General features: G+C 56.8%; 21 protein-coding genes. 9 read left to right on the forward strand and 12 right to left on the reverse strand.

Annotation, left to right across the window (positions count from 1 at the left end; all coding sequences use genetic code 11):
- The first annotated feature begins 184 nt into the window (after window positions 1–184).
- Complete coding sequence (locus AC2FI8_RS05075) at window positions 185–793, forward strand: carboxymuconolactone decarboxylase family protein (RefSeq protein WP_282169237.1); 609 nt, start codon at window positions 185–187, stop codon at window positions 791–793.
- Between the two features lie 6 nt (window positions 794–799).
- Here the strand turns inward: AC2FI8_RS05075 and AC2FI8_RS05080 are convergent, their stop codons facing one another.
- Window positions 800–1,675: an alpha/beta fold hydrolase gene (locus AC2FI8_RS05080; RefSeq protein WP_496777578.1), complete on the reverse strand. Its 876-nt coding sequence runs from the start codon at window positions 1,673–1,675 to the stop codon at window positions 800–802.
- 126 nt (window positions 1,676–1,801) lie between these two features.
- Between AC2FI8_RS05080 and ppk2 the strand changes: the two genes are divergently transcribed.
- Together ppk2 and AC2FI8_RS05090 are read left to right on the forward strand one after the other, a co-directional pair.
- Entirely contained in the window at window positions 1,802–2,725 is a 924-nt protein-coding gene (gene ppk2 / locus AC2FI8_RS05085) for a polyphosphate kinase 2 (RefSeq protein WP_496777581.1), read from the forward strand.
- A 105-nt stretch (window positions 2,726–2,830) separates the two neighbouring features.
- The gene (locus AC2FI8_RS05090; RefSeq protein WP_472724093.1) at window positions 2,831–4,195 is read left to right on the forward strand and encodes an MATE family efflux transporter; all 1,365 of its coding nucleotides are present in this window, start codon (window positions 2,831–2,833) and stop codon (window positions 4,193–4,195) included.
- 11 nt (window positions 4,196–4,206) lie between these two features.
- Here AC2FI8_RS05090 and AC2FI8_RS05095 read toward each other — a convergent pair whose 3' ends face one another.
- Window positions 4,207–4,608 (reverse strand): hypothetical protein, encoded by a 402-nt coding sequence (locus AC2FI8_RS05095; protein ID WP_496777584.1) that lies wholly within the window; start codon window positions 4,606–4,608, stop codon window positions 4,207–4,209.
- Window positions 4,609–4,618: 10 nt separating this feature from the next.
- Window positions 4,619–5,821, reverse strand: a complete 1,203-nt coding sequence (locus tag AC2FI8_RS05100; protein ID WP_282169242.1) for a pyridoxal phosphate-dependent aminotransferase — start codon at window positions 5,819–5,821, stop codon at window positions 4,619–4,621.
- A gap of 91 nt (window positions 5,822–5,912) precedes the next feature.
- Between AC2FI8_RS05100 and AC2FI8_RS05105 the strand changes: the two genes are divergently transcribed.
- From AC2FI8_RS05105 to AC2FI8_RS05115, 3 genes are all read left to right on the forward strand, one after another.
- Window positions 5,913–6,305 (forward strand): helix-turn-helix domain-containing protein, encoded by a 393-nt coding sequence (locus AC2FI8_RS05105; protein WP_496766884.1) that lies wholly within the window; start codon window positions 5,913–5,915, stop codon window positions 6,303–6,305.
- A gap of 44 nt (window positions 6,306–6,349) precedes the next feature.
- The gene (locus AC2FI8_RS05110; protein ID WP_496777586.1) at window positions 6,350–6,559 is read left to right on the forward strand and encodes an FAD assembly factor SdhE; all 210 of its coding nucleotides are present in this window, start codon (window positions 6,350–6,352) and stop codon (window positions 6,557–6,559) included.
- Between the two features lie 78 nt (window positions 6,560–6,637).
- Entirely contained in the window at window positions 6,638–7,135 is a 498-nt protein-coding gene (locus AC2FI8_RS05115; RefSeq protein ID WP_282169244.1) for a MarR family winged helix-turn-helix transcriptional regulator, read from the forward strand.
- Here AC2FI8_RS05115 and AC2FI8_RS05120 read toward each other — a convergent pair whose 3' ends face one another.
- From AC2FI8_RS05120 to AC2FI8_RS05130, 3 genes are read right to left on the reverse strand one after another with little or no spacing between them, the layout of a single operon-like run.
- On the reverse strand, window positions 7,136–7,858 hold the full coding sequence (locus tag AC2FI8_RS05120) for a DUF1194 domain-containing protein (protein WP_496766886.1): 723 nt from the start codon (window positions 7,856–7,858) through the stop codon (window positions 7,136–7,138).
- Complete coding sequence (locus AC2FI8_RS05125) at window positions 7,855–8,559, reverse strand: DUF1194 domain-containing protein (protein ID WP_496777588.1); 705 nt, start codon at window positions 8,557–8,559, stop codon at window positions 7,855–7,857. The genes AC2FI8_RS05120 and AC2FI8_RS05125 overlap by 4 nt, the downstream gene beginning before the upstream one ends.
- Window positions 8,556–8,984, reverse strand: a complete 429-nt coding sequence (locus tag AC2FI8_RS05130) for a VOC family protein (protein WP_496777590.1) — start codon at window positions 8,982–8,984, stop codon at window positions 8,556–8,558. Before AC2FI8_RS05130 ends, AC2FI8_RS05125 begins: the two co-directional genes overlap by 4 nt.
- 175 nt (window positions 8,985–9,159) lie before the next feature.
- Here AC2FI8_RS05130 and thyX point away from each other — a divergent pair, with 175 nt between their 5' ends.
- Window positions 9,160–10,071, forward strand: a complete 912-nt coding sequence (gene thyX, locus AC2FI8_RS05135; RefSeq protein WP_496723627.1) for an FAD-dependent thymidylate synthase — start codon at window positions 9,160–9,162, stop codon at window positions 10,069–10,071.
- 229 nt (window positions 10,072–10,300) lie between these two features.
- Here the strand turns inward: thyX and AC2FI8_RS05140 are convergent, their stop codons facing one another.
- Window positions 10,301–10,507 (reverse strand): cold-shock protein, encoded by a 207-nt coding sequence (locus tag AC2FI8_RS05140; protein ID WP_010439113.1) that lies wholly within the window; start codon window positions 10,505–10,507, stop codon window positions 10,301–10,303.
- 215 nt (window positions 10,508–10,722) lie between these two features.
- Between AC2FI8_RS05140 and AC2FI8_RS05145 the strand changes: the two genes are divergently transcribed.
- The gene (locus AC2FI8_RS05145; RefSeq protein WP_496777592.1) at window positions 10,723–11,040 is read left to right on the forward strand and encodes an ArsC/Spx/MgsR family protein; all 318 of its coding nucleotides are present in this window, start codon (window positions 10,723–10,725) and stop codon (window positions 11,038–11,040) included.
- 39 nt (window positions 11,041–11,079) lie between these two features.
- Complete coding sequence (locus AC2FI8_RS05150; RefSeq protein ID WP_496723624.1) at window positions 11,080–11,448, forward strand: hypothetical protein; 369 nt, start codon at window positions 11,080–11,082, stop codon at window positions 11,446–11,448.
- 1 nt (window position 11,449) lies between these two features.
- Here the strand turns inward: AC2FI8_RS05150 and AC2FI8_RS05155 are convergent, their stop codons facing one another.
- The 5 genes from AC2FI8_RS05155 to thrS all read right to left on the reverse strand — a co-directional run bounded on the left by AC2FI8_RS05155 (window position 11,450) and on the right by thrS (window position 16,134).
- Window positions 11,450–11,968 (reverse strand): hypothetical protein, encoded by a 519-nt coding sequence (locus tag AC2FI8_RS05155; protein ID WP_496777594.1) that lies wholly within the window; start codon window positions 11,966–11,968, stop codon window positions 11,450–11,452.
- Window positions 11,965–12,726, reverse strand: coding sequence for an HvfC/BufC family peptide modification chaperone (locus tag AC2FI8_RS05160; protein ID WP_496777596.1), 762 nt, complete (start codon window positions 12,724–12,726; stop codon window positions 11,965–11,967). The genes AC2FI8_RS05155 and AC2FI8_RS05160 overlap by 4 nt, the downstream gene beginning before the upstream one ends.
- Window positions 12,723–13,580 carry an MNIO family bufferin maturase gene (bufB, locus tag AC2FI8_RS05165; RefSeq protein WP_496766890.1) on the reverse strand — a complete coding sequence of 286 codons (858 nt, stop codon included), beginning with the start codon at window positions 13,578–13,580 and terminating at the stop codon, window positions 12,723–12,725. The genes AC2FI8_RS05160 and bufB overlap by 4 nt, the downstream gene beginning before the upstream one ends.
- Before the next feature lie 70 nt (window positions 13,581–13,650).
- Window positions 13,651–13,953: a BufA1 family periplasmic bufferin-type metallophore gene (locus AC2FI8_RS05170; protein ID WP_058275886.1), complete on the reverse strand. Its 303-nt coding sequence runs from the start codon at window positions 13,951–13,953 to the stop codon at window positions 13,651–13,653.
- 222 nt (window positions 13,954–14,175) lie between these two features.
- Window positions 14,176–16,134 (reverse strand): threonine--tRNA ligase, encoded by a 1,959-nt coding sequence (gene thrS, locus AC2FI8_RS05175; protein ID WP_496777598.1) that lies wholly within the window; start codon window positions 16,132–16,134, stop codon window positions 14,176–14,178.
- Window positions 16,135–16,235 lie beyond the last annotated feature (101 nt).

Below are 16,235 nucleotides of genomic sequence, written 5' to 3' on the forward strand. Positions count from 1 at the left end.
AAAATCAAAATAGTGAAACGGGGGGTCGGCAGTTCTTTATCAGGTGGCGGTGGAGAATGCCCAGAGTGATCTCATTGCAGTCAGGTGAAATGTTCCAGGTAGACGTGGTCGCCAAGGCCTCGCACTTTTCCTGCATTCTGTATAGGTTTGGCTGCAAAAGCAAATGGATACCGGAGGCAAAGAGATGAGCTGGATCAGAACCATCCCTTTTGATGAAGCAACAGGAAAACTCAGGAAACTGTACGAACGTGTTACGGGCCCCGGCAACAACGTCGACAACATCATGATGGTGCATTCCTTGCGGCCACATTCGATGGAAGGTCACATGGCCATGTACAAGAACGTGCTTCACCATTCCGCCAACACGATCCCGAAGTGGTTTCTTGAGGTGTTGGGTGTGTGGGTCAGCGCGCTGAACAAATGCAGCTATTGTGTTGAGCACCATTACAGCGGTTTGCAGCGTTTGTTGGGCGATCCGGAGCGTAGCCAGGCAATTCGCGCGGCGATTGAGGCTGGCACGCCAGAGGAGGCCCCTTTGGATGCGGCCCAGATCGAGGCCATGCGCTACGCGCGCAAGCTGACCGAGGTCCCGCCGGAGTTGAAACAGCAAGACGTGGAAGCCCTGCGCACGGCCGGATGGGACGATGGCGAGATCCTCGAAATCAATCAGGTCTGCGCGTATTTCTCTTATGCGAACCGGACCGTTTTGGGGCTGGGGTGTTCCACAGATGGTGACATATTGGGCCTGTCACCCAACAACTCGGATGACCCGGCGGATTGGGGGCACCGGTAAACGAATTTAGCGCGCCATCCAGCCCATGATTGCCTGTGCCACAGCTTCGGGCTGTTGGTGATGCAGCCAGTGATCAGCGTTCGGAATGTCGATGCGCGTCAAGTCGGGCGCGTAGTCTTCCAGACCCTCAGTGGATTCTGGCAGCAACGCCTTGTCTTCACGCCCCCACAGCAACAGGTGGGGGCAGCGAACCATCAACCGCTCCTTCGGCAGCTCTGGCAGATCCGTGCGCGGTTCGCCGGGTTTCGCGACCACCAGCGGTGACGCCCGATACCAGTTCAACATGGCTTCCAGCCGCCCGGGCCGCGCCCATTCCGTACGACAGACCTGCATTTGCTGGTCCGTCAGCCAGTCTGTACCCATCCCGAAACGAAAGAACTGTTCGAGTTTGGCGAAATTGTCCGCCGACAAACGCTCAGCCGCGTCTGGTGCGCGCAGGGCATTGATGTATTGCGAAGCCTCGGATTGCGCGCCTCCTGCTGCCATGGCCCGTTGGAAGGGCGCTGGGTGAACGCCGTTGGCGATGATCAACCGGTCCACCAGATCAGGGCGGAACATGGCCAAACCATAGGCCACGGACGCTCCCCAATCGTGGCCAAGAACAAAAAACGGACGGGCGAACCCCACAATCAGCGTCACCATATCCGAGACCAGTCGCGACAGCGCATAATGGCCAACGCCTTCCGGCGCCCAGCTTTGCCCGTAACCGCGTTGATCGGGGGCGATGCAATGAAAGTCGGAGGACAAATGCGGGGCCAGGTCTTGCCACGCGCCGCTATATTCGGGAAACCCGTGAAGCATCAACAGGGGCGGAAGGTCGGGGTCCCCCCAGCTGCGCAGTAGGAACCTCTGGCCGTTAAGATCAATGAACTTGTTTTCCATAGCCGAAGCCCTTTGTTGTACCTGAAGCACACGCCCAGAAAGATGTAGAAATTTGACACCAATCAAAGCGTGTTTTTCACCCGACTGCTAGGCGTTTTTCCGGACAGTGAGACAAGGAGAACCTGAATGGAAGTAGTGACGCAGATCGAGGATGTGCAAGACCCTGCCAACCTGTCGGCGATAGCCAAAACCTCACCGATCGAGCCTAGCCCCGAGAGAATTCGTCAGGCCTTTGAAAGCGGCAAATATCCTTATGACCGCAAGATGGCGCGCAAAGCGTATGAGGCGGAAAAGGCGAAGCTGCAGGCAGAATTGCTGAAGGTGCAGCTGTGGGCGCAGGAAACCGGGCAGCGATTTGTCCTGCTGTTCGAGGGCAGGGACGCCGCAGGCAAAGGTGGAACGATCAAACGCTTTATGGAGCACCTGAACCCACGCCAAGCGCGTGTCGTTGCCCTGAACAAGCCCACCTGGGAAGAGAAGGGGCAGTGGTACTATCAGCGTTATGTTCAGGAATTGCCCACTGTGGGTGAAATGGTTTTCTACGACCGATCCTGGTACAACCGCGCCGGGGTTGAACGGGTGATGGGTTTCTGTTCGCCCAACGAATATCTCGAGTTCATGCGCCAAACGCCCGAGCTGGAGCGGATGCTGGTGCGCTCGGGTATCCAGCTCTACAAATACTGGTTTTCGGTCACGCAACCTGAACAGCAACGCCGGTTCAAAAGCCGCGAAACCGATCCTCTGAAACAGTGGAAACTGTCACCAATCGACAAGGCCAGCCTTGATAAATGGGACGATTATACCGAGGCCAAAGAGGCGATGTTCTTTTATACCGATACCGCCGACGCCCCATGGACCATCGTGAAATCGAACGACAAAAAGCGCGCGCGCCTGAATTGCATGCGCCACTTCCTGTCTACGCTGGACTATCCGGACAAGAACCATGAAATTGTCGACAGCCCCGATCCTTTGATCGTGGGGCAGGCACATCACGTGATCCAGCATTCGGAACATATTCTGGGCAATTCACTGCATCCTGAAACGATGTGACAAGAGTCCTCTCAGGTAACATTTGAACCTGCGGGTGTAGTCTCAAGGTGAAATTTCGTCGTTCGCCTCTTGTCCCGGCCTCGGGCCGGGCATAAGGCTGTTCGGATGAGTAAGGTGATGACATATGGTGGCCACTTCCGGGCCATTTCTGTGCTGGGCCTGCCGCTGATCGGCGGGCACCTGGCCCAATTTGCTATTGGGCTGACGGACACGGTCATGCTGGGTTGGTACGGTGTCGAGGCGCTGGCCGCCGTGACCTTGGCCAGCAGCTATTTCTTTGTGCTGTTCCTGTTTGGGGCCGGATTCGGTTTGGCTGTTATGCCAATGGTGGCGACGGCTGCGGCTGAAGAAGACGAAACAAGTATTCGCCGTACAACGCGCATGGGGTTGTGGTTGTCGCTTATCTACGCGGCCGTCATGATGCCAATGCTCTGGTGGTCGTACCCTATTTTCCTTGCGTTGAAGCAGGACCCGCAAGTCGCTGAAACCGCGTCCCAATATCTTAGGGTTGCTGGGTGGGGCCTAATTCCGGCGCTTTTGGTCATGGTGTTGAAATCCTATCTGGCCGCGTTGGAGCGGACCCAGATCGTGCTCTGGATCACCGTGGCCGCTGCAGTGGTCAACGCGATCACCAACTATGCCCTGATCTTCGGCAATTGGGGAGCCCCTGAGCTGGGTGTGATGGGCGCCGCCATCGCGTCGGTTGTCACTCAGGTCGTCTCGTTGGTTTGCGTGGTGATCTACGCCATGCGCGTTTTGCCCGAGCATAGCCTGTTCCAAAGGTTCTGGCGTCCGGACTGGGAGATGTTTCTGAGCGTTCTCCGCCTTGGCGTCCCGATTGGCCTGACGACCCTGTCCGAGGTCAGCCTGTTCGCAATGTCAGCGATCATGATGGGCTGGCTGGGTCAGGTTCCGCTGGCGGCACATGGCATTGCACTGAATTTGGCATCCGCGACGTTCATGGTGCATCTGGGGTTGTCAAACGCTGCGACGATCCGGGCAGGGAACGCGTTGGGCCGGAAAGATAGGCCACATCTGGAACGCGGCGCGATTGCGGTGACGGGGATGTCTTTGGTGATCTCGGTCCTGACTGTCATCCTGTTCCTAGTCTATGCCGAGCCTTTGATTTCCCTGTTCATGGAACCGGATGACCCGCAGCGTCCGGAAATCCTGATGATCGGTACAGGCCTGCTGGCCATGGCGGCTTTGTTCCAATTGGTGGACGGGGCACAGGTCATTGCGTTGGGGCTGCTGCGCGGCTTGCAGGATGCAAAGGTCCCGATGGTCATGGCCGCGCTCAGTTATTGGGGCGTGGGGATTACGTCCTCGTACTACTTTGGCTTCGTGTTGGGCATGGACGGAATCGGAGTCTGGCTGGGCCTTGTTCTGGGCCTGGCCTGCGCAGCGGTTATGCTGATGGCGCGGTTCTGGATGCGCTCGGTCCGCGAGGTCGGTGTGCCCGCCGAGTAAGATTCGGCGGGTCAGTCTTTGCCGAAGCGGTCTGCCTTTTTTCGCACCAGGACAGAGCGTAGATCATGCATGGCCAGCAGCAACCGGTCGGTTACGTCCTCAAGCTGCTCTGGTGTCGCCTTGGATTGCGCCCATTGCGTGGTGAGGTTCAGATAATCAACCGCGCGGTGAATTTCGTCGATGTCGCGCTGGGCCAGCAACGCTTTTCGCGCCTCCATCCAACGGGCAATCTCGGCCTTGTCGGCGTCGGACAACGTGCGTTGGCCTTGCGGTTTCACCTCGCCATTGCGGATGTTGATGACCGCGATCTGATCCATCTCGATCCGGCGCTGGCGGTTTTCAGTGTCGACCCTGAAAACCGCCGCACCATTCTCGCGAACGCGGAAATAATATTCGGGCAGTTCCGACGTCATTTGCGCTTACTCAAATCAATGATGCGCAAAAGCGCTGGATGCGGGTGCAGGCTTCGGTCAGCGCCTCGTCCGAGGTCGCATAGCTGACCCGAAAGTTTGGCGACAGGCCAAAGGCCGCACCGAACACGACGGCCACGTCCACCTCTTCCAGCAATGCGGTCGCAAAAGCCTCATCCGAGTCAATCACAGTGCCTGCGGGGGTGGTTTTGCCAATTAGCCCGGCAATGGATGGATAGACGTAAAACGCGCCCTCAGGGGTTGGGCAGCTGATGCCGTCGATTTCGTTCAGCATGCGAACAACCAGATCACGGCGGCGTTTGAACGTTTCGTTGTTGGGGGCCAGGAAGGACTGAGTGCCGTTCAGCGCTTCAACCGCCGCCCATTGGCTGACCGAGCAGGGGTTCGAAGTTGATTGCGATTGGATCTTGCGCATGGCGGCGATGACCTCGACCGGTCCTGCCGCGTAACCTATGCGCCACCCAGTCATGGCGTAGGCCTTGGAGACACCGTTGCAGGTCAGCGTCCGGTCATACAAGCGGGGTTCAACTTCCGCCGGTGTGCAGAATTCGAACCCGTCATACGCCAGATGTTCATACATGTCGTCGGACATGACCCAAACATGCGGATGGCGCATTAGGACGTCGGTTAGTTCTTTCAACTCTTCACGGCTGTAGCCTGCACCGGTGGGGTTCGACGGTGAGTTGAAGATAAGCCATTTGGTCTTTGGCGTGATCGCAGCCTCAAGCTGATCTGCAGTCAGTTTGAAGTTGGTCTGGATCGAAGTTTCCGCGATTACCGGAGTGCCTCCGGCCAAAAGCACCATGTCGGGATAGCTAACCCAATAGGGTGCAGGGATCACAACCTCATCGCCCTCGTTCATCGTGGCCATCAGGGCATTGTACAAGGTTTGCTTGCCGCCGGTGCCGACCGAAATCTGCGCGGGCGTGTAATCCAAGCCGTGGTCACGCTTCATCTTGGCGCAGGCCGCTTGTTTCAATTCTGGGATGCCGTCAGGCGCGGTATATTTGGTCTTACCGGCCGCGATGGCCGCAACGGCCGCGTCCTTGATGTTCTGCGGGGTGTCAAAGTCAGGCTCGCCCGCGCTTAGGCCGATGACATCGCGCCCGGCAGCTTTCAATTCGGCCGCTTTAGCGGTTATCGCAATGGTGGGCGATGGCTTCACGCGTGACAGTGTCGCAGAAAGGAAACTCATGGTCGGCCTCGATTTGTATGTTCAGCTTGACTGTCATAGGGTGCGCCGGAATGACGATCAAGCGATATGAATTATGGACTTGGAGAGCCCGATGAACGACGAGAATGACTGGTACGGACCGGACTCTGCGACATTCGGGGACAGGCTGGCAGGGGCACGCGAAGCGGCTGGTATGACCCAGGCCCAGATGGCCCGCAGGCTTGGCGTGAAAAAGACAACAATTGCAGCTTGGGAAAACGATCTGTCCGAACCGCGGGCGAACCGTCTTTCCATGATGGCAGGCATGGTCAACGTGTCGATCATGTGGTTGCTGACCGGTGAAGGCGAAGGCATGGATGCCCCCGTCGAAGCGGAAGAGGGCGCACCCGAGCTTGCGGATGTCGTGGCTGAGCTGCGTTCCATTCGCGGCGAGATGCGCGCCAGTGCCGAGCGGGCAGCGAAACTGGAAAAACGGCTGCGTCTGATGCTGGAGCAAGGTCGGTGAACGAACCTCGGGACGTTAGAATTAAGCGGCTGAAGATGCGATCCATGCGACGTGGGATCAAGGAAATGGATCTGATCCTGTCGGCCTATGCTGACCGAAACCTGACGGCCATGGAGCCGTCGGATCTGGATAACTATGATGCGTTGCTGCACGAAAACGACCAGGATCTTTATCAGTGGGTCACAGGGCAGGTGCAGCCGCCCGAAACCTATTCCGAATTGATATCGGACATCGCTCAGACCTTTCAAAAATAAAAGAAAACCCGGCTTAACCGATTTTTCGGGATTTCCATTCATCCTGCCTGAAACAGCGCGACTGAATCGGAGGATCGGATGAGTATGGAAATGCAGGTCTCCGCGCCGGGAACCAAAGGGTTCATGACCAGCTATCTTGAGGCACTTGCCTTGGTGGAACGGCTGCACCGGTTGCTATTGGACGTCATCAAGGACGAGTTTGAGCGTGTTGGCGTATTGGAGATCAACGCCGTGCAGGCCTTGCTTTTGTTCAATATCGGCGACCATGAAGTCACCGCGGGTGAACTGAAAAGTCGCGGGTATTATCAGGGCAGCAACGTCAGCTACAACCTGAAGAAACTGGTCGAAATGGGGTACATGCACCATCAAAGATGCGAGATCGACCGCCGATCCGTAAGGGTTCGATTGACCCCACGCGGTCGTGAGATACGCGATGTCGTATCTGAGCTGTTTTCGCGCCACGCTGAGGGGCTGCAAAATCGCGGCGTGTTGGGGCTGGAAGGCATCGATGATATCACCACATCCCTGCGGCGGGTCGAGCGGTATTGGACGGACCAAATCCGGTACATCTATTGATCAGGGGCGCAGGGTATCTGTGGCATCGGACAGGGTGAGCCCATCTAGCTCGCGTATCAGTTTTCGGGTCATTGCGTCCTCATAGGCCTCAAAGCCCAAAGCGACTTCGACGAATGCTCCGGGCCCCAGTATAACCCATGTGTTGTAATAGGCGGAAAGCTCACCGACCTGGACATAGCGTTTGTCGCCATGACTGGGATCGTCGGCTCCGATCACCAGCCCATTGATCGTGATGCCGGTGTTTTCCAGTTCGGCTTTCACGCTGCGTGGATGAGGGCCCAGATTGTGCTTGCCGTCCCCTGACAGATCCAATGTGCGTTTCCAGCAATTCGGTTGCTGCGACAGTAGATTGGCTCCGAACCGCATTGCTGACCCAACAGCCGTGCCCTGTGGTGCGTTACCCCGCGCGACGGTCTTCAATTGGTCGCTGATCAGTGCAAGATCTTGTGCCGTGCGGATCTCAGTCCAGTTTACCAACATGCGTTGATGGCGGGTCTCGCTCCATTCGTAGATAGCCAATCGCACAGGCGCGCCGATGTCGGACAGTATCAGTTGAACAACTTCAGGGCGTTGCAAGGCTGCCGCCAGACCTCCGGTTTGCATCCTATACTCGGTGCTGTCGACCGAACCGGACACGTCCAGCCCCAACGCCAGTGCTTGCCTGCATTCCGACGCGGCGGCGCTGGCGAACATGGCAAATATCGCGGCCAGGAGGCGGATCATTGATGTGCACCCTCCTTCAACGCACCGATCTGCAATCCTTTCAGCTCACGTTCCAGCTTGCGACGCATCGCGCGTTCAAAATCCTCGAATCCTTGTGCGATTTCAAGAAACGCGCCAGGACCATGCAGAACGTTGTTTTCGAAAAACGGGATGAGGAACAGCTCTCCTTCAAAATCAGCAGCGTTGATCACCAGTCCGTTGACCACGACGTTTTGAAAAGGAAAGTGCCGGTATGCCGAGTCCGGCCCATAGCCGTCATTGTTTGAGCCATCGCCGGACAAATCGATGGTGTTAAAAAGGCAGGGTGGCGCTTGCTGCATCAAAGTCGCGCCAAACGCCAAGGCATAACCCATTGCCGTGGCCGAGGCGCTGTCCGAGCGAACCGATTGCTGCACCGTTGAGGCGGCAACCAGCAGGTCGGCTTCGGTGTTGATCATGGTCCAGTTCAGAATAACGCGTTGGGTGGTGCGGCCGCTCCACTCATACACGGCCAGCGCGACCGGCGCGGGCGACGAAAAAAATGCCTCGACCACTTCTGGTGCGATCAATGCAGCCGCAAGACCCTTCCGTTGCAAAACGTCTTCGTTCTCGTCCACGGAAGTCGAGATATCCATAGCGAGCGCCAGTGCAAGCCGGCAGGTCTCGGCCCGAACGGGGCTGGCCAGAACGGCCAGACCCAGCGCTATCAGCCAGCGGATCACCAGCTGCCGGTGCTTTCCATGCTGGCCCAGGGCTCGGCTGGTTCCAGCGCTTTGCCGTTTTGGAGCAGTTCGACCGAGATATTATCCGGAGACCGCACAAAAGCCATGCGACCATCGCGCGGCGGGCGGTTGATAACGACGCCGTTGTCTTGCAGATGCTGACAAACTTCGTAGATGTTATCGACGCCGTAGGCTAAGTGCCCGAAATGGCGGCTGTCGCTGGGCAGGTTATCGTCGCCGTCCCAGTTATGCGTCAGTTCGATTGGCCGGTCCTCTTGCCCTGGCGGCGCCATGAAGATCAGCGAAAACCGGCCCTGTTCGCTGTCATACCGGCGGGTTTCCTTCAGGCCCAGCAGTTCGTAGAACGCCATCGACTTCTCCAGATCCTTCACGCGAACCATGGTGTGAAGATATGTCAGCCCCATTGTGGCTTCCTTTCTATTCAGGTGATGCGCTGCAGCTTAGCGCGCGGACCAAGCGTGTCGAGGGGCAGGGCGGACACAATTTGGAAATTGCGACGCTTGGTGCACATGTCGCGGTTCCGGTCTGGGAATTGCCGAGATATAGTGGTGGGCGACTCATTGCTGGAAAGGAACTTTCATGCCGCTGTCCTCTGACCAACTGGCCGAGATCGAAGCGCAACGGGCGCAATCGCATCCAACACGCCGCGTTGTGGCTGAGGGGATGGAAGACCACCTCTATACCGCGCATCAGGTGCTGGACCACGGCTTTGTACGCGTGATTGATTACATGGGGGATGACGCAGCGATTTGTCAGGCGGCACGTGTATCTTATGGCAAGGGCACCAAATCGGTGCAGAATGACGAGGGCCTGATCCGCTATCTGATGCGGCACTGGCACTCGACCCCGTTTGAGATGTGCGAGATCAAGTTGCATGTCAAACTGCCGGTCTTTGTCGCGCGACAGTGGATTCGCCACCGGACCGCAAATGTGAATGAGTATTCTGCGCGGTATTCGATTCTGGACCGAGAGTTCTATATCCCTGCGCCGGACCATGTGGCCGCGCAGTCTGAAGTGAACAATCAGGGCCGGGGCGACGCCCTTCAAGGGGAAGAGGCGGCCCGCGTTCTTGAGATGCTCAAGGCCGATAGCGCGCGGTGCTACGACAATTATGAAGCGATGATCAACCAGGATGGTCAGCAGGGGCTGGCGCGAGAACTGGCGCGCATGAACCTGCCTGCGAATATCTACACGCAGTGGTACTGGAAGGTGGACCTGCACAACCTGTTCCATTTCCTGCGTTTGAGGGCCGATCCACATGCTCAGTACGAAATCCGCGTTTACGCCGACATGATGTGCAAGATCGTCGCCGACTGGGTGCCCTTCGCGTATAGAGCGTTCGAAGATTACCGTTTGGGCGCGGTCAACCTTTCGGCGCAGATGGTTGATAGCCTGCGGCGCATGTTGGCCGGCGAAGCCGTGACGCAGGAAAACTCGGGCATGACAACACGGGAATGGCGCGAGTTCGAGGCAGTCATTCGCGAGGGTTAAAACCGACAAGACTCTTTCTTCTGATGTCATGATGCCATTTCGAGCGGTTCATGACATCAGTCATCAGTGTTATGTGTGAACGCTCGGAAATCGTGGTGTTCGGCGAAAACTAAAACACTCATGCCGATTCCAAACCGGCGCGAGGATAAGGTTTCAAACCCTTGAGAATGGACAACGGCCGGAAATTGGCCGTTGGCCTGCTTTTAGTACCCGCAGATGACGGGGTGTTTTATAACGGCTTCAAATCAGAGGCCATTTGTCGGCCGTCGCGTCCGTCTTCCAACTCATACGAGACTTTCTGATTGTCAGCGAGTCCGGTCAGACCGGACCGTTCTACGGCCGAGATATGAACAAAAACGTCCTTGCCACCTTCGTCAGGGGCAATAAACCCATAGCCTTTCGTGGTATTAAACCATTTCACGGTGCCAGTTGGCATTTCCCGTGTCTCCTTCTACTTACACGTTGTCCCACAAATTGGTGGGGGCAGTGGTTGACGTAACCACAACACATCACCGCTTCGCCCACACGACGCGGCCCGAATTGTGTGTTTCGTCTTTTTCAACATTGCACGGTGAAGTAAAAAATCAAGAATTACTGGAAGCAGCAGGCAAAAATGCCCAAAATTCATACTAGTACAGGAACGGTCCCAAAATGCGTCTATATGGCCTGAAAAATTGCGATACGTGCCGTAAGGCATTAAAAGAAATAAAAAATATAGAATTTGTAGACGTTCGGACGCAAGGTGTTCCCGATTCTGTCCTGACAGAGGCGTTTGATACGTTCGGCGAAGCTTTGCTCAATACCCGGTCAACAACTTGGCGTGGATTGGACGCGGAACAACGCACGCGACCACCTTTGGAGCTGCTGAAGGAACACCCGACTTTGATGAAGCGCCCCTTGATTGAAGATGACGGTACGTTGTTGTTGGGCTGGACCGCAAAAACCAAGGCAAGTCTTGGCGTTGCCTGATTGGGCGCTTATGTGTCTGACGTAATTATGAGGGTTTAAATGCGCAACGCATCAATGATTTTGGGCGTCATTGCCGGTTTGATCGGAATGATTGTTGGCTTTTTTGGCTATGGCTATATCGAATTCATAGACCATTACGGTGAGATCGAAGGCCTTGCTGAACAAGTGGACAACGCACAGTTCATCCAGACTGCTTCCATTATTGCACCTTTGCTGGCCATCGCGGGGGGCGCAATGGCCCATGCGCGGGCTCTGATTGGTGGAATATTGCTGCTGATCTCAGCCGTCGGGATGTATTTCGCGTTTGGTTTCAACGTCTTTACGATGTTCCCGGTGGCCTTTGCCGCCGTGGCGGGCATCCTTGGGCTGGCTGCGGGAAAGCCGGACGAGCCCAAGGCACATTTCTAGGTCACTTAATGCGCAGGATTCGGTCGGCCGAGAGCGGACCTGCGCCGTTAATGACGATGACGAGGAACAGGAAAGTCCACATCATGCGTTGGTCGATCAATGAGATCGCATTGTCGAACAGGCTGCCAAGTTTCACGCCGTGCCCGGTAACGTCAGTGGCGGTCTGAACCCAGATAAAACCGATCATGCCCAATGCTGCCAGGCGTGTAAGCAGGCCAACCAGCAGCAGCGCGGGCAGAACGAACTCTGCAACGGTACCCAGGAAAATCACGATACGCTGGATAATGGTCAGCTGAGAAATATCGTACAAGGCGGCTTCGGCCGCTTTTGGAAAGATCTGACCAAACGCGCCTGCAGACGGCGAGAATATCGAACCGTCGATTTTTGTCATTGCTGAATTCCAGAAATAGAACAGCAGAACCGCGATGAACACGACCCGCGCCAGGGTCGGTGTCAACCAGCCAGAGGTCAATTCCAACCTTCCCAGGGTATTGTTGTGCAATGAGATCAGGGCAGTCATGTTGCCAGCCTTTCGATAGTCACAGAGGTTATTGCGCCGCCCTGCAAAAGCAGCGCCAGAGTGGCCCCAAGGTCAAATTCGGGGAATTCGGCAGAGGTTTGTTCAAATGCCTCGCCAATGGTAAGTCCGGCCTGAACGTGCGCGATCCAGTCCGCTCCGCCCTTGGGCAGCAAATGCGGGGCCGGGTCGAATTCGGGCCGGGTGATCAGGATATCTTCGGATCCGGGGGCAGGTTTTGGTGCACCGTCTTCTGAATTGAAGCGCCAGATCGAAAACAGCGGCCAATCTGACCGAAGAACCTTCATGGATGGCGCAAATTCCAGCTTTGCCAGAACGATCTCTTCCGGTGGGATGGCCAGCGCATCAGGCGGTGCAGGTTGGCTGTCAGCAGAGTGGTAGGACCGGCGCAGCGCCAGTTCCAGACGCGCGACGTCGGCAAGGTAGCCAAGGTGCGACAACTGCTCCATCCCGGCAAGGAACTCCGGAAATTCCTCACCGTAGAACATCATCAGCGGTGAAGACGGGGGATGTTTGCGCAGGAAAAGCCCGGCAAGCCCATCCATGTTCTGAGATCCCAACAGCCGTGAGATCACCGGAAAGGCCTGATGCATCGCTTCGGTCAGCGAAACAGCCACGTTGTTGCGGTAAACGCTGAACCGTCGCCCGGCGGGGCGTTCTGCGGCATCCCACAAACCGTCCGGAACGGCCGCCGACGGGTCAAGCAGGGCTGCGCGGAACGTGGTTTGCGAAACGCTCATGCTGGGATGCGGTCCAGTGCCGCCTGCGCCCGATCTGCTTCAGCCCGAAGAACGGACCAGTCGGGTACGTCCGTATCCCATTCGATCAGTACGGGCTTCGGGCCGGAACGGTCCAACACGTAATCCAGCAACGTCCACACGGGATCAACGACTTCGCGACCGTGGCTGTCGATCAGCAAGGGACGACCATGGTCGTCTTCGTCTTCGTCATGACCGCCAAGGTGGATCTCGTGGACGTTGTCCAGCGGGTAGGCGTCGATGTAGCTCTGCGGCGAGAAGTCCAGATTGGTGGCCGACACAAAGACGTTGTTCACGTCCAGTAAAAGACCACATCCTGTCCGACGTGCGATTTCCCGCAGGAAGTCAGGCTCGGACCATGTACTTTCTTCAAAAGCCAAATAGCTGGATGGGTTTTCCAACAGCATTTGCCGCCCCACGGTTTCCTGAACCTGATCTATATGGGCACAGATACGCTCCAGCGTTTCGTCCGTGTAGGGCAGGGGCAGAAGATCGTTCAGGAAATGACTGTCATGGGTCGACCAGGCCAGATGCTCGGAAAAGCTGGCCGGATTCAGCCACCCCACCAAGTGTTTCAGGCGCGCCAAGTGATCGGGGTCCAAGGGGCCTTCTCCACCGATCGAGAGGCCGACGCCGTGGACGGAAATGGGGAATTTTTTAGAGAGGTGGCGCAATTGAGCCAGCGGCCTGCCGCCATCACCCATGTAGTTTTCGGCATGGATCTCAAGCCAGCTGACCGGATGCGCATGGTCCAGAATCTGGTCGTAATGCTGGGGTTTATACCCGACGCCCGGTGCCGCGGGCAGTCTGTTCGATCGAAGTGAACTATCCAGCATGTGCAAATCCTCCGGTCACGAAAAGAGGCGGGCGATAGGGCCCGCCCCTCCGATTCTCAGATGCTTGGGCTTATGCCGGCAGGTCGCGCTCCAGCGGTTCCAGCGAACCTTCGCGCGCTGCACCATCTGCCGACTTGGGCAGTTCGATATCGGCGCAGGTTCCAGCGTCGACCAAGGTCCAGGCATTGCCCTGATAGTCAACGGTCGAGGTGCCCGCGCAGGTGGTGCCGGGGCCAGCGGCACAGTCGTTCTGACCGGCCAGCGAAACGCCATAGCATTTTTCTTTGGCTTGTGCGGAGGCGGTTGTGGCGACGCCAGATACGGCTGCTGCAACTGCGCTTGCGATAACCAGGGTTTTTGCGGTGTTCGACATCTCGGTAATCCCTTTTGATGACTGCGTATGTCTTCTTGTGACAATGACAAAGGTAGTAGCTAAATCGGGGCAGGTGAATTCACGAGCCCGTGTCTCACAACCCCGTCAAAGAGCGTAATGCCCTCTTGAAGGTTAACAAACTGTTTTTGAAATGAAAAATTGAAAATGTTTCAATCCGGCCTCTAATTCGAGGCCGGATTTCGTGCAAATTATCGCCGAATGTTACAGAAGGTCGGGCGGGGTAGCCGCCAAAGACAACTCTTTTGTTACAGCCTCAAGCGATTGAACCTGTGTCTGTTTTTCGCCAAGGCGGCGCACACTTACCGTACGCTCGTCAACTTCGCGGTGACCGACGGCCAGAATGATCGGCACCTTGCCGACCGAGTGCTCCCGGACCTTGTAGTTGATCTTTTCGTTGCGAATATCCGCCTCGGCACGCACGCCCGCGGCCTTCAGCGTTTCGACAACTTCCAATACATAGTCATCCGCCTCTGACGTAATCGAGGCGACCACGACCTGTCGCGGGGCCAACCAGAACGGCAACTTGCCAGCGTGCTCTTCGATCAGGATTCCTATGAAGCGTTCGAACGAGCCCAGTGTCGCCCGGTGCAGCATGAACGGACGATGCTTTGCGCCATCGGCTCCGATAAAGTTTGCATCCAGACGTTCGGGCAAGTTGGGATCAACTTGCAGGGTGCCGCACTGCCATGTCCGGCCGATCGCGTCGGTCAGAGTGAATTCCAGCTTGGGGCCATAAAACGCGCCTTCGCCTTCCAGAACCTCATAGTCATAGCCCGCTGCCTTACAGGCATCCCCCAGCGCCTTTTCGACCAGATCCCAGCTTTCGTCCGATCCGATCCGTTTTTCCGGTCGAGTCGACAGTTTAATAGTCCAGTCATGGAACCCGAGGTCAGCATAGACCTTGGACAGGAACGCGATGAACTTGGCGGTCTCAGATTCGATCTGTTCCTCGGCGCAGAAGATATGGCCATCGTCCTGCGTGAAACCACGGACCCGCATGATCCCATGCAAAGCGCCCGAGGGTTCGTACCGGGCGCACGATCCAAACTCCGCCATACGCAGGGGCAGGTCGCGATAGGACTTCAGGCCTTGATTGAACACTTGCACGTGGCACGGGCAGTTCATCGGTTTCAGCGCATTGATCGCCTTTTCGCGGGCATGCTCTTCGTCCACTTCGACGATGAACATGTTCTCCTGATACTTGTCCCAGTGGCCAGACGCTTCCCACAGTTTGCGGTCTACGACCTGCGGCGTGTTCACCTCGACGTAACCGTCGCGTTCCTGCATCCGGCGCATATAGTCCTGCAGAGTGGTATAGATTTTCCAGCCATTCGGGTGCCAGAAAATCTGACCCGGTGCCTCTTCCTGCATGTGGAACAGGTTCATCTCGCGGCCCAGCTTGCGGTGGTCACGTTTGGCGGCCTCTTCCAGCATGTGCAGGTGCGCTTTCAGCTTTTCCTTGCCGGTGAAGGCCACGCCATAAATACGCTGCAGCATCGCACGCGAACTGTCGCCACGCCAATAGGCGCCAGCAATGCTCATCAGCTTGAAGGCGTCGCCCGGCAGTTGGCCGGTGTGCTGCAAGTGCGGGCCACGGCAGAGGTCCTGCCAGTGGCCGTGCCAGTACATGCGAAGCGGTTCGTCACCCGGAATGGCTTCGATCAGCTCGACTTTATAAGGCTCGTTATTGGCCTTGTAGAATTCGATTGCGCGCTGACGGTCCCAGATTTCGGTGGTGACGGGATCGCGCTTATTGATGATCTCCTTCATCTTTTTCTCGATGAGGCCGAGATCTTCGGGCGTGAACGGTTCTTCCCGGTCGAAATCATAGTACCAACCGTTGTCAATCACGGGGCCGATGGTGACCTTGGTTGCAGGCCAGATTTCCTGCACTGCACGCGCCATCACGTGCGCCAGATCGTGACGGATCAGCTCGTTGGCCTGTTCCTCATCTTTCATGGTGTGGATGGCGATCTGCGCGTCAGATTTGATGGGCCACTGCAGGTCCCAGTGCTGGCCGTTCACGGTGGCCGAGATGGCCTTTTTGGCCAATGAGTTCGAGATATCAGCAGCGACCTGAGCTGGCGTGACGCCTGCGTCATAGGATCGTGCATTGCCATCGGGAAAAGTAAGGGAGACTGACTGTGAGTCTAGGGCCATATCGGCTCTCCTCGTCGGTTTGGCGCCCACTGAACGCCCGGTTGCGGGTTATGTGTGTTCGATCCATTTGGCAGTTGCAGCATGACCTGTCAAGCACCCAA

It is taken from the genome of Ruegeria sp. CDSB029 (genome assembly GCF_059611125.1).

Excerpts from the sequence above, each read along its gene's own strand:
- AC2FI8_RS05075 (WP_282169237.1), top strand. The coding sequence starts at position 185 with ATGAGCTGGATCAGAACCATCCCTTTTGATGAAGCAACAGGAAAACTC.
- AC2FI8_RS05080 (WP_496777578.1), bottom strand. The coding sequence starts at position 1,675 with ATGGAAAACAAGTTCATTGATCTTAACGGCCAGAGGTTCCTACTGCGC.
- ppk2 (WP_496777581.1), top strand. The coding sequence starts at position 1,802 with ATGGAAGTAGTGACGCAGATCGAGGATGTGCAAGACCCTGCCAACCTG.
- AC2FI8_RS05090 (WP_472724093.1), top strand. The coding sequence starts at position 2,831 with ATGAGTAAGGTGATGACATATGGTGGCCACTTCCGGGCCATTTCTGTG.
- AC2FI8_RS05095 (WP_496777584.1), bottom strand. The coding sequence starts at position 4,608 with ATGACGTCGGAACTGCCCGAATATTATTTCCGCGTTCGCGAGAATGGT.
- AC2FI8_RS05100 (WP_282169242.1), bottom strand. The coding sequence starts at position 5,821 with ATGAGTTTCCTTTCTGCGACACTGTCACGCGTGAAGCCATCGCCCACC.
- AC2FI8_RS05105 (WP_496766884.1), top strand. The coding sequence starts at position 5,913 with ATGAACGACGAGAATGACTGGTACGGACCGGACTCTGCGACATTCGGG.
- AC2FI8_RS05110 (WP_496777586.1), top strand. The coding sequence starts at position 6,350 with ATGCGACGTGGGATCAAGGAAATGGATCTGATCCTGTCGGCCTATGCT.
- AC2FI8_RS05115 (WP_282169244.1), top strand. The coding sequence starts at position 6,638 with ATGAGTATGGAAATGCAGGTCTCCGCGCCGGGAACCAAAGGGTTCATG.
- AC2FI8_RS05120 (WP_496766886.1), bottom strand. The coding sequence starts at position 7,858 with ATGATCCGCCTCCTGGCCGCGATATTTGCCATGTTCGCCAGCGCCGCC.
- AC2FI8_RS05130 (WP_496777590.1), bottom strand. The coding sequence starts at position 8,984 with ATGGGGCTGACATATCTTCACACCATGGTTCGCGTGAAGGATCTGGAG.
- thyX (WP_496723627.1), top strand. The coding sequence starts at position 9,160 with ATGCCGCTGTCCTCTGACCAACTGGCCGAGATCGAAGCGCAACGGGCG.
- AC2FI8_RS05140 (WP_010439113.1), bottom strand. The coding sequence starts at position 10,507 with ATGCCAACTGGCACCGTGAAATGGTTTAATACCACGAAAGGCTATGGG.
- AC2FI8_RS05145 (WP_496777592.1), top strand. The coding sequence starts at position 10,723 with ATGCGTCTATATGGCCTGAAAAATTGCGATACGTGCCGTAAGGCATTA.
- AC2FI8_RS05150 (WP_496723624.1), top strand. The coding sequence starts at position 11,080 with ATGCGCAACGCATCAATGATTTTGGGCGTCATTGCCGGTTTGATCGGA.
- AC2FI8_RS05155 (WP_496777594.1), bottom strand. The coding sequence starts at position 11,968 with ATGACTGCCCTGATCTCATTGCACAACAATACCCTGGGAAGGTTGGAA.
- AC2FI8_RS05160 (WP_496777596.1), bottom strand. The coding sequence starts at position 12,726 with ATGAGCGTTTCGCAAACCACGTTCCGCGCAGCCCTGCTTGACCCGTCG.
- bufB (WP_496766890.1), bottom strand. The coding sequence starts at position 13,580 with ATGCTGGATAGTTCACTTCGATCGAACAGACTGCCCGCGGCACCGGGC.
- AC2FI8_RS05170 (WP_058275886.1), bottom strand. The coding sequence starts at position 13,953 with ATGTCGAACACCGCAAAAACCCTGGTTATCGCAAGCGCAGTTGCAGCA.
- thrS (WP_496777598.1), bottom strand. The coding sequence starts at position 16,134 with ATGGCCCTAGACTCACAGTCAGTCTCCCTTACTTTTCCCGATGGCAAT.